Raw genomic sequence first — 18,450 nt, 5'->3', positions numbered from 1 at the left:
CTGCCGCCCCGGTCATCCTTCGACAGTGCCGCCCACCTCCCGCCCGCCAGTAGCGAACGTCCCGCTCACCGGATATTCCCGCGCTGGATCGCACCGCCCGTCCGGTCACCGGGACCGGTCGCGCACATCGGCCCGGGCCGCCGCCGCGCTGCGGCAGGATGGCGATATGAACGGCCCGCGAGCGGCGCTGTTCGCCGACGACGTGCTCGGGCGGCGCTGACGTACACGGAGGAGGAATCCGGGATGAGTCCCTCCACCATCCCGGAATTGCTGAACGAGCAGGCCCGCCGATACGGATCGGCCACGGCGATCGCGGGCCCCGGGAGCCGCCTGACCTACGCCGAACTGCACACGGCCGCACGGCAGGTCACCCGTGCCGCGATGACCGCCGGGGTGCGGCGCGGGGATCGGATCGCGATCTGGGCCCCGAACAGCGCGCACTGGATCATCGCCGCGCTCGGTCTGCTCGGTGCGGGCGCGACGCTGGTTCCGATCGGCACCCGATTGCGGGGCGCGGAAGCCGCACAGGTCCTGCGCCGGGCACGCTGCCGGGGTCTGTTCACCGTGCGGGGGTTTCTGGGCATCGACTATCCGGCGTTGCTGCGCGGGCACGACATTCCCGATCTGCGCTTCACCGTCCTGCTACCGGTGATCGCAGGTGACGAACGTTCGCACGCCCGCACGGACCGTCCGGACGACGCACTGGTCACCTGGGCGGACTTCCTCACCGAAGCGGAGTCGGTATCGCTGACCGATGCCGAATCACGCACAGCCGCGATAGCTTCCGGCGATATCTGCGACATCCTGTTCACCTCCGGCACCACGGGCGCGCCCAAAGGTGTGCTCAGTACCCACTCGAACACCCTCACGGTCCTGGACCGCTGGGCGAGTGCCGTCACGCTCCGGCACGACGACCGATATCTGCTGATCAATCCGTTCTCGCACACCTTCGGATACAAGGCGGGGCTGCTGGCATGCCTGCTGCGCGCGGCGACCATGGTGCCCGTCGAGATATTCGACGCACCCGCCGCGGCGGAGTTGACGGCGACCGAGTCGATCACCGTACTCGCCGGTCCCCCAACCATTTTCACGGACCTGCTGCGAGTCGGTCGCAGCTTTCCGGCGCTGCGACTGGCAGGTACCGGCGGCGCCGCGATTCCACCGGTCCTCGTCGATCGCATTCGCGACGAACTCGGCGCCGACGAGGTGTTCACGGCCTACGGGCTCACCGAATCCATCGGCGTGATCTCGGTGTGCGCACCGGGCGCGCCCGCCGAATCGACCGCGCGGACGGTGGGCAGGACACTGCCGGGCAGCGAGATTCGCATCATCGGCCCGGACGGCGGCGTGGCACCCGCCGGAACACCCGGGGAAATCGTGGTGCGCGGACCGAATGTGATGAGCGGATACCTCGATGACGCGGACGCCACCGCACGAGCGATCGATCCGGACGGATGGTTGCGCACCGGCGATGTCGGCGCCCTGGACAACGAGGGCTACCTGCGCGTCACCGACCGGCTGAAGAACATGTTCATCGTCGGCGGCTTCAATGTGTATCCGGCCGAGGTCGAACAGGCACTGCTCGAATATCCGGGTATCGCCGACGCGGCGGTGATCGGCGTCCCCGACGACCGGCTCGGCGAGGTCGGGGCCGCCTTCGTGGTCACCGGAGACGCCGGCGGATTCGACATCGATGCGCTGCTGACCTGGTGCCGCGATCGACTGGCCGGTTACAAGGTGCCGCGTGCCGTCCGTGTGGTGGATCGATTGCCCCGCAACGCAACCGGCAAGATCCGCAAACACGATCTGCACTGGTGATCCGGATTCTCGATCGCCGCGGACCCGGTCCGTACGCGGCCGATCCGGCCACCCGCGGGCGGGCACCACCTCCGGCCACCGCCGAGAGCCGATCCGCTCGCCGGTGACCGTGCGCGCTACTTCGCCACCTCGTTGCGCATCTGCGCGGTGAGGATCTTCTGATAACCGGATCCGAAGATCCGCGGCAGCAGATCGATCACCCGGGCATCGTTGCCGATCAGCACCTTCGCCTTGTCCTTGCGGATACCTTCCATGATGGCGCGGGCGGCCTTCTCCGGACTGGTCTTGGCCAGACTGTCGAAATTGGCGGCCAGCGCGTCACGGTCACGGCCCGCACCCGCGCGCGCCTTCCACGCGATCTCGGTCCGGATCATCCCGGGATGCACGCAACTGACCGTCACATCGTGCCCCGCGATCTTCATCTCCTGCCGCAGTGCGTCGGTGAAGCCGCGAATCGCGAATTTCGTCGCGTTGTAGGCCCCCTGAGTGGGACAGGCGGCGAGCCCGAACATACTCGAGACATTGACCACGGCACCGTCACCGGAGGCGATCACGTGGGGCAGAAAGGCTTTCGTCCCGTGCGCGACCCCCCAGAAATTGATGTTCACGATCCATTCGAAATCGTCCCAGCTGACCTCTTCGGTGCTGGCGGTCAACGACACCCCGGCATTGTTGACGATCGCGTTCACGCCGCCGAAGTCACCGGCGACCTGATCGGCGTGCGCGTACACCGCATCGCGGTCGGTGACATCGAGCTGGTAGGCGCGCGCGTGTGCGCCCCGCTTCTCACACAGTGCCGCCGTCTCGGCCACATTGTCGATATTGCGACCCGACAACGCCAGCCGGGCACCCGCCGCGGCCAGTTCCAGGGCCAGCGCCCGGCCGATTCCGGCGCCCGCGCCGGTGATGACGACGGTCTTACCTGCGAAATTCTTCACGGCGAACATCCTTCGATTCAGTGGGAGGTGAATCCGCCGTCGGCGACGAATTCCGAACCGGTGCTGTAACCGGATTCGTCGGAGATGAGGAACAGCACCAGATTCGCCAATTCCTCCGGAGTGCCGGCCCGGGCCAGCGGCTGATCATGGAACATCGAATTGGATCGCGCCGAATCGGCGGTCATCTCCGTCATCACCACGCCGGGATGTACCGAGTTGACCCGGATTCCCATCGGCCCGAATTCCTGGGCCGCCGTCTTGGTCATACCGCGCACCGCCCACTTCGACGCGGTGTACCCCAGGATGTTGGAAAAGCCGATGATGCCGCCGACCGAGGAGATGTTCACGATCGACCCGTTTCCGGCGCGCCGCATGGAACCCACGACCGACTTCATGCCGAGGAAGACCCCGACCTGGTTCACATCGATCACCTTGCGGTAGTCGGCCTCGGCCAGTTCCTCGATCGGATCCACGTGCACGATCCCGGCATTGTTCACCAGTCCCGCGACCGGTCCGAAGATCGATTCCGCCTGCGCCACCACCTCTTTCCAGGATGATTCGTCGGTGACGTCGTGTGCGAGGAACCGCGCGGAGGCTCCCAGCCCGGCCGCGGTCCGCGCACCTTCCTCGGCCAGCACATCGGTGATCACCACCGAGGCGCCCTCGGCGATCAGGCGCGCGGCGAAGCTCGCACCCATCCCCCGCGCACCACCGGTGACGATGACCGTCTTACCGTCGATCCTGCCCACATCTATTCCTTTCCCGCGGAGGATGTCTCGCGGCCACGAGCCGTACGCTTCGACGCGGCGGTCTCGAAGGAGTCGGCGTCGGCGAGATGGTTGGCGGCGATGAAGCCGAACACCATCGCCGGGCCGATGGTCGCACCCGCGCCGGCGTAGTCGTTGCCCATGACCGAGGCCGAATTGTTGCCCGCCGCATAGAGTCCCGCGATGGGACGGTCGCCGTCGTCGAGCACCCGCGCGAATTCGTCGGTGCTCAGACCGCCCTTGGTCCCCAGATCGCCCGGCACCATCTCCACCGCGTAGTAGGGCCCGTTGTCCAGCGGCGCCAGACACGGATTCGGCTGCACGGTCGGATCACCGTAGTAGCGGTCGTAGGCGGAGTCACCGCGGCCGAAGTCCTCGTCGCGACCGGCCTTCGCGAAGCCGTTGAACCGCGCGACGGTGGCACTCAGAGTCGCTGCGGGAACACCGATCTTGTCGGCCAGCTGTTCGAGGGTGTCGGCCTGGGTGATGATTCCGGCGTCCAGATACTTCTGCGGAATCGGCCGTTTCGGGAAGTTGCCGAGGAACAGATACCGATCGCGGAAGGTCTGATCCATGATGAAGTAGGCCGGAATGTGGTCCACCCCGGCGGAGTGCTGCTCGTACATGGTGTGCACGACATTCACATAGGGCGCGGACTCGTTGACGAAGCGCTGCCCCGCGTGGTTCACCATGATGCCGCCCGGCTGCGCACGTTCGGCCAGGCAGAAGAACGGCGGCCCGTCCGGATTGCGGACCGACGGACCCCACCACGCGTCATCCATGAGATCGACCGCGCCACCGGCCTTCTGGCCCGCCACGATGCCCTCGCCGACGTTTTCGGTGGCGCCGACGGTCCAGTCGGTGGACTGCGGTCCGGACAGGTACTGCCGGCGCATGTCGAGATTGTGCTCGAAGCCGCCGGCGGCCAGCACGACACCGCGCCGCGCCTTGATCAGCACCGGGGCGCCCTGATGTTCGGCGCGCACACCGACCACGGCGCCCGCCTCGGTCACGACCTCGATCAGCGGTGTGTTCAGCCAGACCGGCACACCCGCGTCGCGCAGCGACAGCCACAGCCGCGCCGCCAATGCCTTCCCCAGGCTCAGCGGCAGACGGCCGCGCAGTCTGTTCGCCACCGCCTGCGCACCGACCTTCATCGCGGTGCGCTTACCGGCCCACGTCCGGGCGATCATGTTCAGATCGTGGAAGTCGCTGACGGTGAATGCGATTCCCTTCGGCCCCGACATGGTCGGCTGGTTGATCTTGTGCAGATCGCCACCGAGCAGCCGCCCGTCGATGGGGGCGGGTTCGATACTGCGGCCCTGGGCGAGACCGCCGGGGAATTCCGGGTGGTAATCGGAGTAGCCGCGGTCGTAGACGAAATCCCAGTATCGGCTGCGCGCGCCGATCCAGCGCATCATCTCCGGCCCGCGTTCCAAGAAGGCACGCTGCTTGGCCTCCGGAACACGATCACCCACAACGGCTTTCAGATAGGTGCGCGCCAGTTCGGGGCTGTCGGGCACGCCTGCGGCCTGCAGCACCGGATTGTTGGGTATCCAGATACCGCCGCCGGAACGGGCGGTCGAGCCGCCGAAGGTCCGGCTCTTCTCGATCAGTGTCACCGACAGTCCCCGATAGGCGGCCGTCAGGGCGGCGGTCATACCGGCGGCGCCGGAGCCGACGACCACCACGTCGAATTCGAATTCCTGTGTCATGCGGCGTTCTTTCCGTCCTTCTTCCCCATCGTCGTATTCGACGCTATGGCCGCTGCGCCGAACCGACACCGAACGGTCCCGACCACCGGGACTTACGGCTGACCAGCGTGAGTGCGGGGCGGACTATTTCGATTAGGCATACGATATGACAGGGAGTGTCCGGATGAAGTTCTCGATGATCTTCGAGGCCCAGATGACCGACCCCACTGCCGAACACGAGGCACAGGTCCTGCGGGACTGCGTCGAACAGGCGGTCCTGGCCGACGAGATGGGCTTCGACACCGTATGGGCGGTCGAACACCACGGTCTCAAGTGGTACGCCCACATGAGCGCCCCGGAGATCTTCCTGACCTGGGTGGCGGCCAAGACGCAACGCATCCGCATCGGCCACGGCGTGGTCTGCATGCCGTTCAACTTCAACCATCCGGTGCGCGCGGCCGAGCGGGCCGCGATGCTCGACGTACTGTCGGGCGGCCGCTTGAATCTCGGCGCGGGACGCGGCGCCACCCCGGTGGAGACTTCGATGTGCGGCGTCGACCCGTCGCGGACCTACGCCGAGGTCGAGGAGTCGCTGCGGATGATCGGCACGGCCTGGCAGGACCCGGACGGCGAGTTCGAATATCACGGTGAACTGCTCGACATCGCCCCACATTCGCTGCTGCCGCGGCCCGTGCAGCGCCCGCATCCCCCGCTGTTCATGGCGTGCACCAGGAAGGACACCCTGAAGCTCGCCGCCGACTACGGAATCGGTGCTCTGGTACTGGGTTTCGCGGGCGTGGCGGAGATCGCGGAGCTGCGCCGCACCTACGACGAGGCGATCGCGGCCCGCACCGGTGAGCGATTCGTCTCGACGGTGATCAATGACCACTTCGCCGCGCTGTGCCCCACCATCGTTCTCGACGACCGCGAGCGGGCCCAGCAGATCGGCGCCCGCGGCCAGCGCTTCTTCGCGCAGTCCATCAAGCACTACTACGGTGCCGGGCCGGTGCCGGACGAGGCGGTCGACCCCACCGTGGACGAGGTGGCCCGGATCCGGGAGGCCGCCGACGAGCACGTCGCCTACCTGCACGAAGCAAAGATTCCGGTGAAATCCGGCGCGACCTCGGTGTTCAATGCCGATCACGCCTACGGCAGCCCGGAGGACGCGATCGCCTACGTCGAACGGCTGCGCGATGCCGGCGCCGACGAGATCCTGTGCCTGATCCAGATGGGCACCGTGCCGCAGGAAGCCTGCCTCGAGACCATCCGGCACTGGGGCGAGAAGGTCATCCCGCATTTCCGTAATCGGTAGCAGCACAGTGGAGTTCGCGGCCGGATCTCGCTCACCGAGACTGCCGCGAGCCGAGCGCGCCGATGCGGGCGCAGGATCTCGGCACAGGCACAGGGACGGAGAAGTCGAATGGTAGATCTGACGGACAAGGTCGCGCTCATCACCGGCGCGGCGCGCGGACAGGGTGCGGCCGAAGCCCGCCTGTTCGTCGCCGCGGGTGCACGCGTGGTACTCACCGATGTCCTCGAGACCGAGGGCGGACAGCTGGCCGCCGAGCTGGGCGCGGCCGCGCGGTTCGTTCGCCACGATGTCACCTCGGCCGACGACTGGAATGCGGCAATCGCGGTGGCGATATCGGAGTTCGGCGGGCTGAACGTGCTGGTGAACAATGCCGCGATCTATACCGCCAAGCCGCTGACCGATACCACCCCGGAGGAATTGGAGACGATTCTGCGGGTCAATCTCGTGGGTGCGTTCCGCGGTATCCGGGCGGTGGTGGCACCCATGTCGGCGGCCGGTGGTTCCATCGTCAACATCTCCTCACAGGCCGGACTGGAGGGTTTGATGGGCCACTCCGCCTACGGCGCCTCCAAATGGGGCCTACGCGGACTCAGCAAGACTGCCGCACTCGAGCTGGGCCCCAGCGGAATTCGGGTGAACTCGGTCCATCCCGGCCCGATCGCCACGCCGATGGTGCCCTACCTCACCACCGGCCCCGGTAGCTTCCCCACCCTGCCGTTGCAGCGGACCGGCACCCCCGAGGAGGTCGCCGAACTGGTCGGATTCCTCGCCTCGGACGCCGCGGCGTACATCTCCGGCGCGGAGGTCACCATCGACGGCGGGCTCGCGGCGGGCAAGTTCGTGCCCCCGGCATCTCAGGAGGCACCGTGAGCGAGGATCGCCCGGCCGTCTGCGGACCGACCAGCGTATACCGCGAACACACCACGGCCGCCGTGCCTCGCGGAACCGCTACGAGCGTGCCTGCCCCACGGGAGACCTCATGGCGATGACACCACGAACCCGTGCTGTGGTCGACGCGGCGACCGCGGCGTTTCCGAGACTCGGGACCGAGGTGGTCGACGCGGTCGAGGCCCGGCGGCAACTGGCCGCTCGCCCGCCCGCGCCCGTCGATCCGATTCCGGTTGCGGCCGTGAAGGATTCGATCGTGCGGGGTGATGACGGCACGGATGTCCCGGTGCGGATCTACACCCCGCATGCGGCCGGGCCGCTGCCGGTGGTCATGTTCTGCCACGGCGGCGGATTCGTGATCTGCGGTATCGACAGCCACGACCAATTCTGCCGGGAGATGGCCAATCATACTGCCGCCGTGGTGGTTTCGGTCGAGTACCGCCGCGCTCCGGAACACCGGTTCCCGGCCGCCGCCGAAGACGCCTACGCCGTGCTGCGCTGGATCGCGGCCACGGCCGCGGAATTCGGCGGTGATCCGGCACGGATCGCGGTCGCCGGCGACAGTGCGGGCGGCAATCTGGCGGCCGTCGCGGCTTTGATGGCCCGGGACAGGGGTGAGCCGGCGGTGGCGGCGCAGGTGCTGATGTACCCGATGCTCGATCCCACCCGCTCCAGCACGTCCTATCGCGACAACGCGCAGGGCTATTTCGTCACCGACGACCATTTGCGCTGGTACTGGGACCAGTATCTGGGCGGTTCGGAGCGCACCGACCCCTATGCCGCACCCCTGCTGGCCGATCCGGCCGGATTGCCACCGGCCCATGTGGCGACCGCGGAGTTCGATCCGCTGCGCGACGAGGGCGAGGCGTACGCGAACCGGCTCGCGGCGGCCGGAGTTCCCGTCGAGGTCCATCGCTACGACGGCATGTTCCACGGCTTCATGACCATGGGAGATGCGCTGCCCGAGACGGCGGTCGCGAACGGGCGGGCATTCGCGGCGCTGCGGCGGGCCTTCGGCGACACGGAAGAGACGACGTGACGACGGATCGGCCGGTCGGCAACTCCCGGCCGACCGACGCACCACACGGAAATCCAGATGCGTTCGACCTCCAGGATCCCTACCGTGAACGGTGAAAGTCGTTCACGAAAGGATCGCGAAAATGTTTCCCGTCGAGCTGCGCGGAGCCAAGGCGCAGACGCTCATGTGGGCCCACGAGCACGAGGTCGAGCAGGCCGCGCTGCAACAGTTGCGTACCATCGCCGAACTGGAATGGGTCCACGGCGTGCGCGTCATGCCGGACGTGCACCTGGGCAAGGGGGCCACGGTCGGATCCGTCATCGCCATGCGGGACGCGGTCGCCCCGGCCGCGGTCGGGGTCGACATCGGCTGCGGTATGGAGGCCGTCAAGACCTCGCTCACCGCGTCGGATCTGCCCGACGATCTGCATTCGCTGCGCTCCCGGATCGAGGCCGCGGTTCCGGTCGGGTTCTCCGCACACAACAAGGCGGTCGACGTCACCCGGTTGCAGACCGTGATCAACGGTCCGCGCGCCGCGGGCACCACCCGGCGGGCGGGCTGGACTCGATTCTGGAGTCTGTTCGCGGATCTCGATCCGGCGGTGCAGAAGCGAGAGTCCAAGGCGCACAAGCAGATGGGCACTCTGGGCGGCGGTAATCACTTCATCGAGGTCTGCCTCGACACCGAGCAGCACGTCTGGGTTCTGTTGCACTCCGGAAGCCGAAACATCGGCAAGGAACTGGCGGAACGGCATATCGCGGTGGCGCGCAAACTGCCGCAGAACCGGGATCTGCCGGATCGTGATCTGTCGGTATTCCTCTCCGGCACACCGGAAATGGATGCCTACCGGCGGGATCTGACCTGGGCCCAGGAGTACGCGGCCCGGAACCGGGCGGTCATGCTCGCACTGGTGTGCGCGGCGGTGCGCGACGAATTCGATTCGCTGCCGGTGCGTTTCGACGAGCCGATCTCCTGCCACCACAACTATGTGTCGGAGGAGATCATCGACGGTCTGCCGATGCTGGTGACCCGTAAGGGCGCGGTACGCGCCGGCGACGGCGATCTCGCATTGATCCCCGGATCGATGGGCACCCGCTCGTACGTGGTGCGCGGCAAGGGAAATCCGCTCTCGTTCCAGTCCGCCTCGCACGGGGCCGGGCGCCGGATGAGCCGTGGCGCCGCCAAGCGGCAGTTCACCGTCGCCGATCTGGTCGCGCAGACCGACGGCGTGGAATCCCGTAAGGACGCCGGGGTGATCGATGAGATCCCCGCGGCCTACAAGGACATCGATGCGGTGATCTCCGCGCAGCGAGATCTCGTCGATGTGGTCGCCACCCTCCGCCAGGTGCTGTGCGTGAAGGGCTGAGCGTCTCGTTCCGGCATGCCCGATCGGGTATGCCGGAACGACGGTCACTTACGTAGTACGCCCACCATTCCCGCGCCCAGCAACATCATCCCCGAGATGAGCGCGAACCCGTAGGTGACCCAGCTGTGCAGGGCCACCTGCATCGACGAATCGGTGAAAGGAATGTCACCGATCAACCGGAAGGTGTCGTCCGGGTACAGAATGTGCAGGATGCCGGGGAAGATTCCCCACACCAGACTGGCCACGATGGTGCCGATCGGCGAGAACGCGGCCAGCGCCGCGACGAGCAGGAGCAGGAACGATCCCCCGACGATCTCCGCGGCCGCCGTCCAGCGGTCGGTGACCGCACCGACGATCACCCAGTAGCGGATATCGGCTCCGCCCCTGGCGGCGAACGCAATTCCGATCGGCGTCACGATCAACCCGAAGAGGACTCCGGCCGTGGTGCGGCTGGTGACACCGCGACTCTGGAACTGCGCACCCGGCGGCGACCAGCCCGCCGGTGATTCGAACTTCTTCGCCATCGACCCGTTCCTCCCGCATTCGCGCACATGTCAGTGGACTGCTGCCCGATCGCATCCATTGTCGGTGCCGGAGCCCGAAAATTCCCGGTGCCGTGCGGAAGACGCTCGCTGCGTGACCTTCCCGGCAACCGCTGGTTACCATCGGGTATGACCTCACCCGGCACAGCATCCGCGCCGCCCGAGATTCCCGGCGTGCGCCGCGATTTCGTCGAGGCGCGCGGGGTACGTTTCCACGTCACCGAGGCCGGGCCCGCCGACGGACGGCCGGTCGTGCTGCTGCACGGCTGGCCGCAGCATCATTACGCCTACCGCCATCTGCTGGCCGACCCGCCGGCCGGACTGCGACTGATCGTCCCCGATCTGCCGGGCTACGGCTGGTCGGGCCCGGCGCCACACCGCTGGGCCAAGGAGGACGTCGCCTCCGATCTGCTGGCACTGCTCGACGAACTCGGACTCCACCGGGTCCTGCTGGGCGGGCACGACTGGGGCGGTTTCATCGGATTCCTCATGGTGCTGCGGGAGCCGGACCGGTTCGAGGGCTATCTGCCGCTCAATATCGCCCATCCGTGGATCACCGCGCGCATCATCGCCCCGCACATCTGGCGGTTCCTGATGTATCAGCCGCTGGTGGCGACCTTCGGTATCCCGCTGCAGCGGCACACCCCCTTCGTCGACCGGCTGCTGCGGATGGGCGTCGCCGACCCCGCGGCCTTCACACCCGAGGTCACTCGCGTCTACAGCGACCGGTTCCGCGAGCCGGTTGGAGCCCGCGCCGCCACCGACACCTATCGCACCTTCTGGCTGAGGGAACTGCCCGCGGCGGGCCGGCACCCGGAGAAACGGCGGGCGAGGGTCCCGATCCGCGCCCTGTTCGGCACCGGAGACGCCGCCATCCACCACTCCCTGGCCGCCGCCGACACCGCCCGCGCCGACGACTACACCATCGAATATGTCGACGGCTGTGGACATTTCATCCCCGAGGAACGCCCGGACCTGGTCCGCGACCACCTGCTGGCTCTGGTCGCGGAGACCGCGTAGTACAGCGTCGGCACCAACGTGTCGGTCGTCCCCGTACCCATGACGGGGTGCGGCTGTGGGTGGATGCTGGCCGGTTGTCGGGGGCCTCGGGCACGATGGAGCCCGTGACTACGACCGAGCTGCGCGAATCCGCCGAGGGCCTGCTGCGTGAACTGGCCGGTCCGCAGGCACGACTGCGCGAGGATCAGTGGACGGCCATCGAGGCGCTGGTGGTGGACCGGCGGCGGGCGCTGGTGGTGCAGCGCACCGGGTGGGGTAAATCGGCGGTGTACTTCATCGCCGCCCGGCTGCTGCGCACCCAGGGGCGCGGGCCGACGGTGATCGTGTCGCCGCTGCTGGCATTGATGCGCAACCAGGTGGCGTCCGCGCGCCGGGCCGGTGTGGTCGCCGAGACCATCAACTCCGGCAATGTCACCGACTGGGACGAGATCCACGCGCGGGTGGCCGCCGGCGAGGTCGATGTCCTGCTGGTGAGCCCGGAACGACTGAACAATCCCGACTTTCGCGATTCGGTACTGCCGAAGCTGGCCGCCGACGCCGGGCTCGTCGTGGTCGACGAGGCACACTGCATCTCCGACTGGGGCCACGACTTCCGGCCCGACTACCGCCGCATCCGTACCCTCATCGCCGACCTGGGCGAGGACATCCCGGTCCTGGCCACCACCGCCACCGCGAACAACCGGGTGGTCACCGATGTGGCCACCCAGATCGGCACCGACACCCTGGTCCTGCGCGGCACTCTGGACCGCGAATCACTGCATCTGTCGGTGGTCCGGATCCCCGATGCCGTCCAGCGCACCACCTGGCTGAGCCGCCAACTCGCCGAATTGCCCGGTTCCGGCATCATCTACAGCCTCACCGTCGCCGCCGCCCACGACCTGGCCGACGTACTCACCGACCACGGCTACCGGGTCGCCGCCTACACCGGCCGCACCGACCCCGGTGAACGCGAAACCCTCGAACAGGCCCTGCTCGACAACGAGGTGAAGGCACTGGTCGCGACCTCGGCCCTCGGCATGGGTTTCGACAAACCCGACCTGGGCTTCGTCGTCCACATCGGCGCCCCCTCCTCCCCCATCGCCTACTACCAGCAGGTCGGCCGCGCCGGACGCGGACTCGGGAAAGCCACCCCTGCGGTGGACACGCAAGCTACCGCCTCCGGCACCAACGTCCGCGCCCCATCCGACACCGCGCTACCGGGCACCTCCGTGGACACGCAAGCTACCGCCTCCGGCACCAACGTCTGCGCCCTATCCGACACCGCGCTACCGGGCACCTCCGTGGACACGCAAGCTACCGCCTCCGGCACCAACGTCCGCGCGGAGGTCATCCTGCTTCCTGGGCCGGAGGATCGGCAGATCTGGAATTACTTTGCGTCCGTGGCATTTCCGCGTGAGCACGTGGTGCGGTCGGTGCTCGCCGCGCTGGATCACGAGCGGCCGATGTCCACGGTGGCGCTCGAACCGCTGGTCGAGCTCAGCCGCTCACGGCTCGAGATGGTGCTCAAGGTGCTCGACGTGGACGGTGCCGTACATCGGGTCCGCGGCGGCTGGCTGGCCACCGGACAGGAATGGGCCTACGACACCGAACGCTACGAACGGCTCGACCGCGCCCGCGCGGACGAACAGCAGGCCATGCTCGACTATCAGAGCACCGGTGAATGCCGGATGAACTTTCTGCGCCACCAGCTCGACGATCCGGGCCTGGCCTCGGACGCACCCGGTTGCGGCCGCTGCGACAACTGCACCGGCCACCGGTTCGACGTATCGGTCGAGGCGCAGGATGTCGCCGCGATCCGTGCGCGCCTGGACCGCCCGGGTATCGATCTGGCCCCACGCAAACAATGGCCCACCGGCCTGTCGAAACTGGGAATCCCGCTGTCCGGCAAGATATCCGACGGGCCACAGGTGGGCCGGGTGCTGGGCCGGCTCAGCGATCTCGGCTGGGGTCAGCGGCTCCGCACCCTGCTCGACGCCCCGGACGGCCCCGCACCCGACCACATCGTCGACGCGTGCATCGCCGTACTCCGCGAATGGGATTGGACCCAGCGCCCCGGCGCGATCATGGCCGTCCAGTCGGCCACCCATCCGAAACTCGCCGCCGACCTGTCCGCCCGCCTCGCCCACATCGGCCGCCTCACCGACCTCGGCATTCTGCGCACCCGCCCCGACCGCCCACCGGTATCGGCCGCCAACTCCGCGCACCGCGTCGCCGCGCTGTTCGATTCCTGGGTAACCCCGGACCTCACCGGCCTCGACACCCCGATCCTCTTGGTCGACACCCACACCGACACCGGCTGGACCCTCACCCTGGCCGCCCGCACCCTCCGCTCGGCCGGAGCCCCCGCGGTCCTCCCCCTGGCCCTGGCCACGCCGACCTGAGTCCTGCCTGCCGCCGAGGGCGGGCTCAGGCCACGATCAGATGACGACCACTGTCGAGCCGACGCAGATCATCGATCGCCCAGGTTCCGGCGCAGTCCCGCCCCAACAGTCCCCGAGGCGTCGGTCACGAAACGGCCGAAACCCCGCCGCAGCGAAGCGGAGGCCGAAAATACAGCTATCGTCGATCCGGTGACCAGTAAGTCGGCGCCCGCGGTGGAATTGACCGTCGGCGAGCGCACGGTGCGCATATCGAATCCGGATCGGGTGTACTTCCCCGAGATCGGGGCGACCAAGCTCGACCTGGTCCAGTATTACCTCAGTGTCGGGGACGGCATCGTGAACGCGCTGCGGGACCGGCCGTGCATGCTGCACCGGTTTCCGAAGGGTCTGCCCGGTGGCAAGGTGCACCAGAAGCGGTTACCGGCCGGGGCGCCCGATTGGATTCCCACGGTGCGGGTGCATTTCCCGCGCTACAACCGCCACGCCGACGAACTGTGTGTCGCCGAACTCGCCGACGTCATGTGGGCCGTGCAGATGTCCACCGTGGAGTTCCACCCCTGGAACTCCCGTCGCTTCGATACCGAGCGCCCGGACGAGTGGCGCATCGACCTCGATCCGATGCCGGACTGCCCCTGGTCGCGGGTCCAGCGGGTCGCCGAGGTCGCCCACGAGGTGCTCGACGAACTCGGCGCGGTGGGCTGGCCGAAGACCTCCGGCGGCCACGGCCTGCACATCTACGTCCGAATCGCGCCCGAATACGGCTTCCAGCAGGTCCGCCGTGCCGCACTGGCCTTCGCGCACGAGGTGCAGCGCCGAGCTCCCGACGATGTGACCACCACCTGGTGGCGCCGCGACCGCGATCCCGGCATGTTGTTCGTCGATTACAACCAGAACGCTCGTGACCACACCATCGCCGCCGCCTATTCGGTCCGTGGCGTCCCGGCCGCGACCGTATCCACTCCGGTGCACTGGCACGAGATTCCCGATATCGAACCGAACGATTTCACCATCCACTCGGTCCCGGCCCGCTACCGCGAACTCGGTGATCTGCATGCCGGCATCGACGACGCCGTCTTCGACCTCGCCCCCCTGCTGGAATGGGCGGATCGCGGCCAGGTCGAGGTGGACCTGGACGAAATATCCGACAAGTCGTGATGTCCGGTGATCCGATCACGCCGAACACAATTCCTTCCCACCGGCCCGAATCCGCGGAAGATGGCCGGGTGAGCACAGACGACAGGCTTTCCGCGCCGCCGTGGGCCGCGCTCTCGGCCGATGCGGGGACGTCGGCTCGGATCGTCCTCGAACGCACGAACATCAAGGAGCACACCGCATGACCAGCCCAGATCCCGTCCGCATCGCTCTCGCGCCGGTGACCACCGATCTCCTGGTCCGGGCGATCACCGATGGCGGGGCACAGGTGACGGAGCTGAGCCAGGCACGCGCCCTGATCTGGGACGGCGGCCCGGCGGACTTCCCCGCGGAGCTGCCGGAGTCGGTGGAATGGGTACAGCTGTTCTCCGCCGGTGTGGAGGAGTTCTTCGCCGCCGGCATCTTCGAACGTCACCCGGATGTCGTATTCACTTCTGCGGCAGGAGCTTTCGCCAAGAGCGTGGCCGAGCACACGGTGGCTCTCCTGCTGGCCGGAGTCCGATATCTACCGGAGCAGCTGCGCGCTCGCCACTGGCGTCAGCAGGAGTTCTTCCCGCATATCGGCACCCTCCGGGGCGCCACGGTGGCCGTGGTGGGGGCGGGCGGTATCGGCCGTGAGGTCATCTCCCTGCTGGAACCGTTCGGCGCCGACATCATCGCCGTGAATCGTTCCGGCGCAACGGTATCCGGCGCCAATGTCTCCGAAACTGTGCCCGCGCGACGCCTGCCGGAGATCTGGTCCCGCACCGACCACGTCGTGGTGGCCGCGCCCGCGACTCCGGGCACCCGCCATCTGGTGGGCAAGAACGAACTGGCCCAACTGAAACCGCATTCCTGGGTGATCAATGTGGCGCGGGGTGCACTGGTCGACACCGACGCCCTGGTCGTCGCGCTGGAGGACGGCAGCATCGGCGGCGCCGGCCTGGACGTCACCGATCCCGAGCCCCTGCCCGACGGCCACCCCCTCTGGGAGTTGCCGAATGCGATCATCACCCCGCACGATTCGAACCCGCCCCGCCTACGTACCGCCGCGTTCGCCGACCACGTGCGCGGCAATGTCGCCCGCTTCGCCGAGGGCCGCGAGCTCATCGCCCGCATCGATCCGGCGGCCGGTTACTGACGGGCCGAATCACCACTACCACAACGGAATATCGACGCCGTGCTCTTCGCCGGAACGCGGGCCGAATATCCGGCGCTGCGCCTCGGTGATCGCCACATCGTTGATACTGGCCTCACGACGCGACATCAGTCCCGTCTCGCTGAACTCCCACAGTTCGTTGCCGTAGCTGCGCCACCAGCGACCGGTGTCGTCGTGCCATTCGTACTGGAAACGCACCGCCATCCGGTTACCGCGAAAACCCCAGAGGCTCTTGCGTAGTGCGTAATCCTGTTCGCGCTCCCATTTGGCGGTCAGGAACTCCACGATCTCCGCACGCCCCCGGACGAGGGTTTCCCGGTTGCGCCAGATCGAGTCCGGCGTGTAGGCCAGCGCTACCCGCTCCGGATCGCGGGTGTTCCAGGCATCCTCGGCGGCCTGCACCTTGACGACCGCCGACTCCGGGGTGAACGGCGGAAAGGGCGGGCGAGATTCGGACATCAGCACTCCTTCCTCCAGGGTCGAGAACGGACGTTCTCAACTATTGCGATACCGTAGGGAACGCACGTTCTCGATGTCAAGGGAGACGATCCGATGCCCGCCGCACTCACCCCCGAGCGCAAGGCCACCGACCGCGAGGCCCTGCTCGACGTGGTCGAAGACCTGGTCTACGCCCATGGCGTGCGGGCCGTGGGCATGGATCGGATTCGCGAGCTGTCCGGGTTGTCACTCAAGCAGATCTACGCGATGTTCCCGACCAAGGAAGATCTCGTCGTCGCCATGCTCCGCCGCCGCGACCGCCGCTGGCTGACGGACCTGACCACCCATGTCGAACAGGCCGAGGATCCGTCCGCGCGCGTCCTCGCCGTGTTCGACTGGCTGCGCGATTTCTTCGCCGCACCGGGCTTTCGAGGTTGCGCCTGGATCAATGTCCACGGCGAACTCGGCGCCGAATCCGATGCCATCCTGAACGAGGTGCGCGCGCACAAGAACGCTTTTCGTGCCGCGATCACCACCTGGGTGGACGCAACCGGAACCGATACCGCGGAGGCGGTCCACCTCCTCGCCGAGGGAGCGATCGTCACCGCCGGCATCAGCGGCGATCCCGAGGTCGCCGACCGCGCGAGAGCCGCCGCCGAACGCCTGCTCGGCATCGCCCCGATGTGACATGCCGCAGCAGCTCGCCGGGCGGCCCACCGCCGAGGTGTCCTCGCGCTCGGAGTCCACAGCTGAATGCCGAGCAACGCCGCCCACACCGATCACCTTGGTCCACCCGCGGACCAGTGATTCCTCGCCCTCGACCCCCGGGCGGCACGTAGGCTCGGCACTGTCCCCGCCCGCCCTGGACCGGAGGGAGTACCCGGTTGCTCGCCCTGCCGAAATTACCCCCGCTCCCCCTGGTTCGAGCCGTCGAAACGGTTCGATACGCGCTGAGCGAGGCCTATCGGAGGTTGGCGCCCGGTCCGCTGTCGCTCATGGAACTGCTGGCGGCGGGGTGGCTGACGCAGGCGATTCACGCGGCGGCCGCATTGGGTGTCGCCGACGAGTTGTCGCGGGGACCGCTCCACGGTCCGGAGCTGGCACGGCGGGTGGGTGCCGATCCGGACGCACTGCGGCGGCTGCTGCGGCTGCTGATCAGCCATGGAATCTTCACCCAGCGTCGCGACGGGCGGTATGCGCTCACCGCCCCGGCGCGGGCGCTGTGCCGCGACTCTCCCGCTTCCCTGCGCGACGCCGCGCTGTTCTTCGGGTCGGCGACCCATCGCGCGCATTGGACGCATGTGGTCGACGCGGTGCGCACCGGCGATCCGGTGTGGCCGCAGGTCGACGGCGCGCCCTTCTTCGAATACATCCGCACCGACCGGCAATTCGGTGATCTGTTCGATCGGGCGATGACGAGTATCGGATCGCTGACCACCGAATCATTGTTCGCGGCCTACGATTTCAGCCGGTTCGACGCGATCGTCGATGTGGGTGGCGGACAGGGGGCCATGCTCGTCGAGATTCTCACCCGGGTGCCGGCCACTCGTGGCGTGCTGTTCGATCTGCCCGATGTGGCGGCAACGGCGGCCGAGCGATTCGCCGCGGCCGGACTCGACGGCCGGGTCGAGGTGGCGACCGGATCGTTCTTCGATGCCGTGCCCGCCGGCGGCGATGCCTACCTGCTCAAACATATCGTCCACGACTGGCCCGACGAGCGGGCCGAGGCGATTCTGCGTACCGTGCGCGGCGCGATGGCCCCTTCCGCGCGTCTGATCATCGTGGAAATCGTCTTACCCCAAGGAAATCGGCCACATCCGGGCAAGTACATCGATCTGGAGATGCTGATCAACAGCGGCGGCCGGGAACGCACCGCCGCCGACTACCGGCATCTGCTGACGCGCAGTGGTTTCGCCGTCGAGCGCATCGTGGACACCGTCTCACCGGAATCGGTGATCGAGGCGCGCCCGGTGTGAGA

General features: G+C 67.8%; 16 protein-coding genes. 11 read left to right on the top strand and 5 right to left on the bottom strand.

Annotation, left to right across the window (positions count from 1 at the left end; all coding sequences use genetic code 11):
• Nucleotides 1-243 precede the first annotated feature (243 nt).
• Complete coding sequence (locus tag AB0L57_RS09670) at nucleotides 244-1,818, top strand: AMP-binding protein (RefSeq protein ID WP_364959525.1); 1,575 nt, start codon at nucleotides 244-246, stop codon at nucleotides 1,816-1,818.
• Between the two features lie 116 nt (nucleotides 1,819-1,934).
• On the opposite strand, the gene AB0L57_RS09665 is transcribed toward AB0L57_RS09670, so the two are convergent.
• The 3 genes from AB0L57_RS09665 to kstD are packed head-to-tail and all read right to left on the bottom strand — an operon-like array spanning nucleotide 1,935 to nucleotide 5,238.
• Nucleotides 1,935-2,756 (bottom strand): SDR family NAD(P)-dependent oxidoreductase, encoded by an 822-nt coding sequence (locus AB0L57_RS09665; protein ID WP_364959523.1) that lies wholly within the window; start codon nucleotides 2,754-2,756, stop codon nucleotides 1,935-1,937.
• A 17-nt stretch (nucleotides 2,757-2,773) separates the two neighbouring features.
• Nucleotides 2,774-3,505: a glucose 1-dehydrogenase gene (locus tag AB0L57_RS09660; RefSeq protein WP_364959521.1), complete on the bottom strand. Its 732-nt coding sequence runs from the start codon at nucleotides 3,503-3,505 to the stop codon at nucleotides 2,774-2,776.
• Nucleotides 3,506-3,507: 2 nt separating this feature from the next.
• Complete coding sequence (gene kstD / locus AB0L57_RS09655; protein ID WP_364959519.1) at nucleotides 3,508-5,238, bottom strand: 3-oxosteroid 1-dehydrogenase; 1,731 nt, start codon at nucleotides 5,236-5,238, stop codon at nucleotides 3,508-3,510.
• A 163-nt stretch (nucleotides 5,239-5,401) separates the two neighbouring features.
• Between kstD and AB0L57_RS09650 the strand changes: the two genes are divergently transcribed.
• The 4 genes from AB0L57_RS09650 to AB0L57_RS09635 all read left to right on the top strand — a co-directional run bounded on the left by AB0L57_RS09650 (nucleotide 5,402) and on the right by AB0L57_RS09635 (nucleotide 9,801).
• The gene (locus AB0L57_RS09650; protein ID WP_364959517.1) at nucleotides 5,402-6,529 is read left to right on the top strand and encodes an LLM class flavin-dependent oxidoreductase; all 1,128 of its coding nucleotides are present in this window, start codon (nucleotides 5,402-5,404) and stop codon (nucleotides 6,527-6,529) included.
• A gap of 108 nt (nucleotides 6,530-6,637) precedes the next feature.
• The gene (locus tag AB0L57_RS09645) at nucleotides 6,638-7,399 is read left to right on the top strand and encodes a glucose 1-dehydrogenase (RefSeq protein ID WP_364959515.1); all 762 of its coding nucleotides are present in this window, start codon (nucleotides 6,638-6,640) and stop codon (nucleotides 7,397-7,399) included.
• Nucleotides 7,400-7,514: 115 nt separating this feature from the next.
• Nucleotides 7,515-8,456, top strand: a complete 942-nt coding sequence (locus AB0L57_RS09640; RefSeq protein WP_364959513.1) for an alpha/beta hydrolase — start codon at nucleotides 7,515-7,517, stop codon at nucleotides 8,454-8,456.
• Nucleotides 8,457-8,577: 121 nt separating this feature from the next.
• Nucleotides 8,578-9,801: an RtcB family protein gene (locus AB0L57_RS09635; RefSeq protein ID WP_364959511.1), complete on the top strand. Its 1,224-nt coding sequence runs from the start codon at nucleotides 8,578-8,580 to the stop codon at nucleotides 9,799-9,801.
• A 44-nt stretch (nucleotides 9,802-9,845) separates the two neighbouring features.
• Here AB0L57_RS09635 and AB0L57_RS09630 read toward each other — a convergent pair whose 3' ends face one another.
• Complete coding sequence (locus tag AB0L57_RS09630; protein ID WP_364959509.1) at nucleotides 9,846-10,325, bottom strand: hypothetical protein; 480 nt, start codon at nucleotides 10,323-10,325, stop codon at nucleotides 9,846-9,848.
• Nucleotides 10,326-10,472: 147 nt separating this feature from the next.
• Between AB0L57_RS09630 and AB0L57_RS09625 the strand changes: the two genes are divergently transcribed.
• From AB0L57_RS09625 to AB0L57_RS09610, 4 genes are all read left to right on the top strand, one after another.
• A complete protein-coding gene (locus AB0L57_RS09625) occupies nucleotides 10,473-11,363 on the top strand; it encodes an alpha/beta hydrolase (protein WP_364959507.1) in 891 nt (296 codons plus the stop codon).
• 95 nt (nucleotides 11,364-11,458) lie between these two features.
• Nucleotides 11,459-13,744, top strand: a complete 2,286-nt coding sequence (locus AB0L57_RS09620; protein ID WP_364959505.1) for a DEAD/DEAH box helicase — start codon at nucleotides 11,459-11,461, stop codon at nucleotides 13,742-13,744.
• A 189-nt stretch (nucleotides 13,745-13,933) separates the two neighbouring features.
• Nucleotides 13,934-14,899 (top strand): non-homologous end-joining DNA ligase, encoded by a 966-nt coding sequence (ligD, locus tag AB0L57_RS09615; protein ID WP_364959503.1) that lies wholly within the window; start codon nucleotides 13,934-13,936, stop codon nucleotides 14,897-14,899.
• 178 nt (nucleotides 14,900-15,077) lie between these two features.
• Nucleotides 15,078-16,016, top strand: coding sequence for a D-isomer specific 2-hydroxyacid dehydrogenase family protein (locus AB0L57_RS09610; protein WP_364959501.1), 939 nt, complete (start codon nucleotides 15,078-15,080; stop codon nucleotides 16,014-16,016).
• A gap of 15 nt (nucleotides 16,017-16,031) precedes the next feature.
• Here the strand turns inward: AB0L57_RS09610 and AB0L57_RS09605 are convergent, their stop codons facing one another.
• Entirely contained in the window at nucleotides 16,032-16,493 is a 462-nt protein-coding gene (locus tag AB0L57_RS09605; protein WP_364959499.1) for a nuclear transport factor 2 family protein, read from the bottom strand.
• A gap of 93 nt (nucleotides 16,494-16,586) precedes the next feature.
• Between AB0L57_RS09605 and AB0L57_RS09600 the strand changes: the two genes are divergently transcribed.
• Entirely contained in the window at nucleotides 16,587-17,159 is a 573-nt protein-coding gene (locus AB0L57_RS09600; protein WP_364959497.1) for a TetR/AcrR family transcriptional regulator, read from the top strand.
• 308 nt (nucleotides 17,160-17,467) lie between these two features.
• Nucleotides 17,468-18,448 carry a methyltransferase gene (locus AB0L57_RS09595; RefSeq protein ID WP_364959496.1) on the top strand — a complete coding sequence of 327 codons (981 nt, stop codon included), beginning with the start codon at nucleotides 17,468-17,470 and terminating at the stop codon, nucleotides 18,446-18,448.
• Nucleotides 18,449-18,450 lie beyond the last annotated feature (2 nt).

The organism is Nocardia sp. NPDC052254 (assembly GCF_040679495.1).
Taxonomy (GTDB): domain Bacteria; phylum Actinomycetota; class Actinomycetes; order Mycobacteriales; family Mycobacteriaceae; genus Nocardia.
Note: the sequence above shows the minus strand (reverse complement) of the source record. Positions and strands in the feature narration are given on the sequence as shown.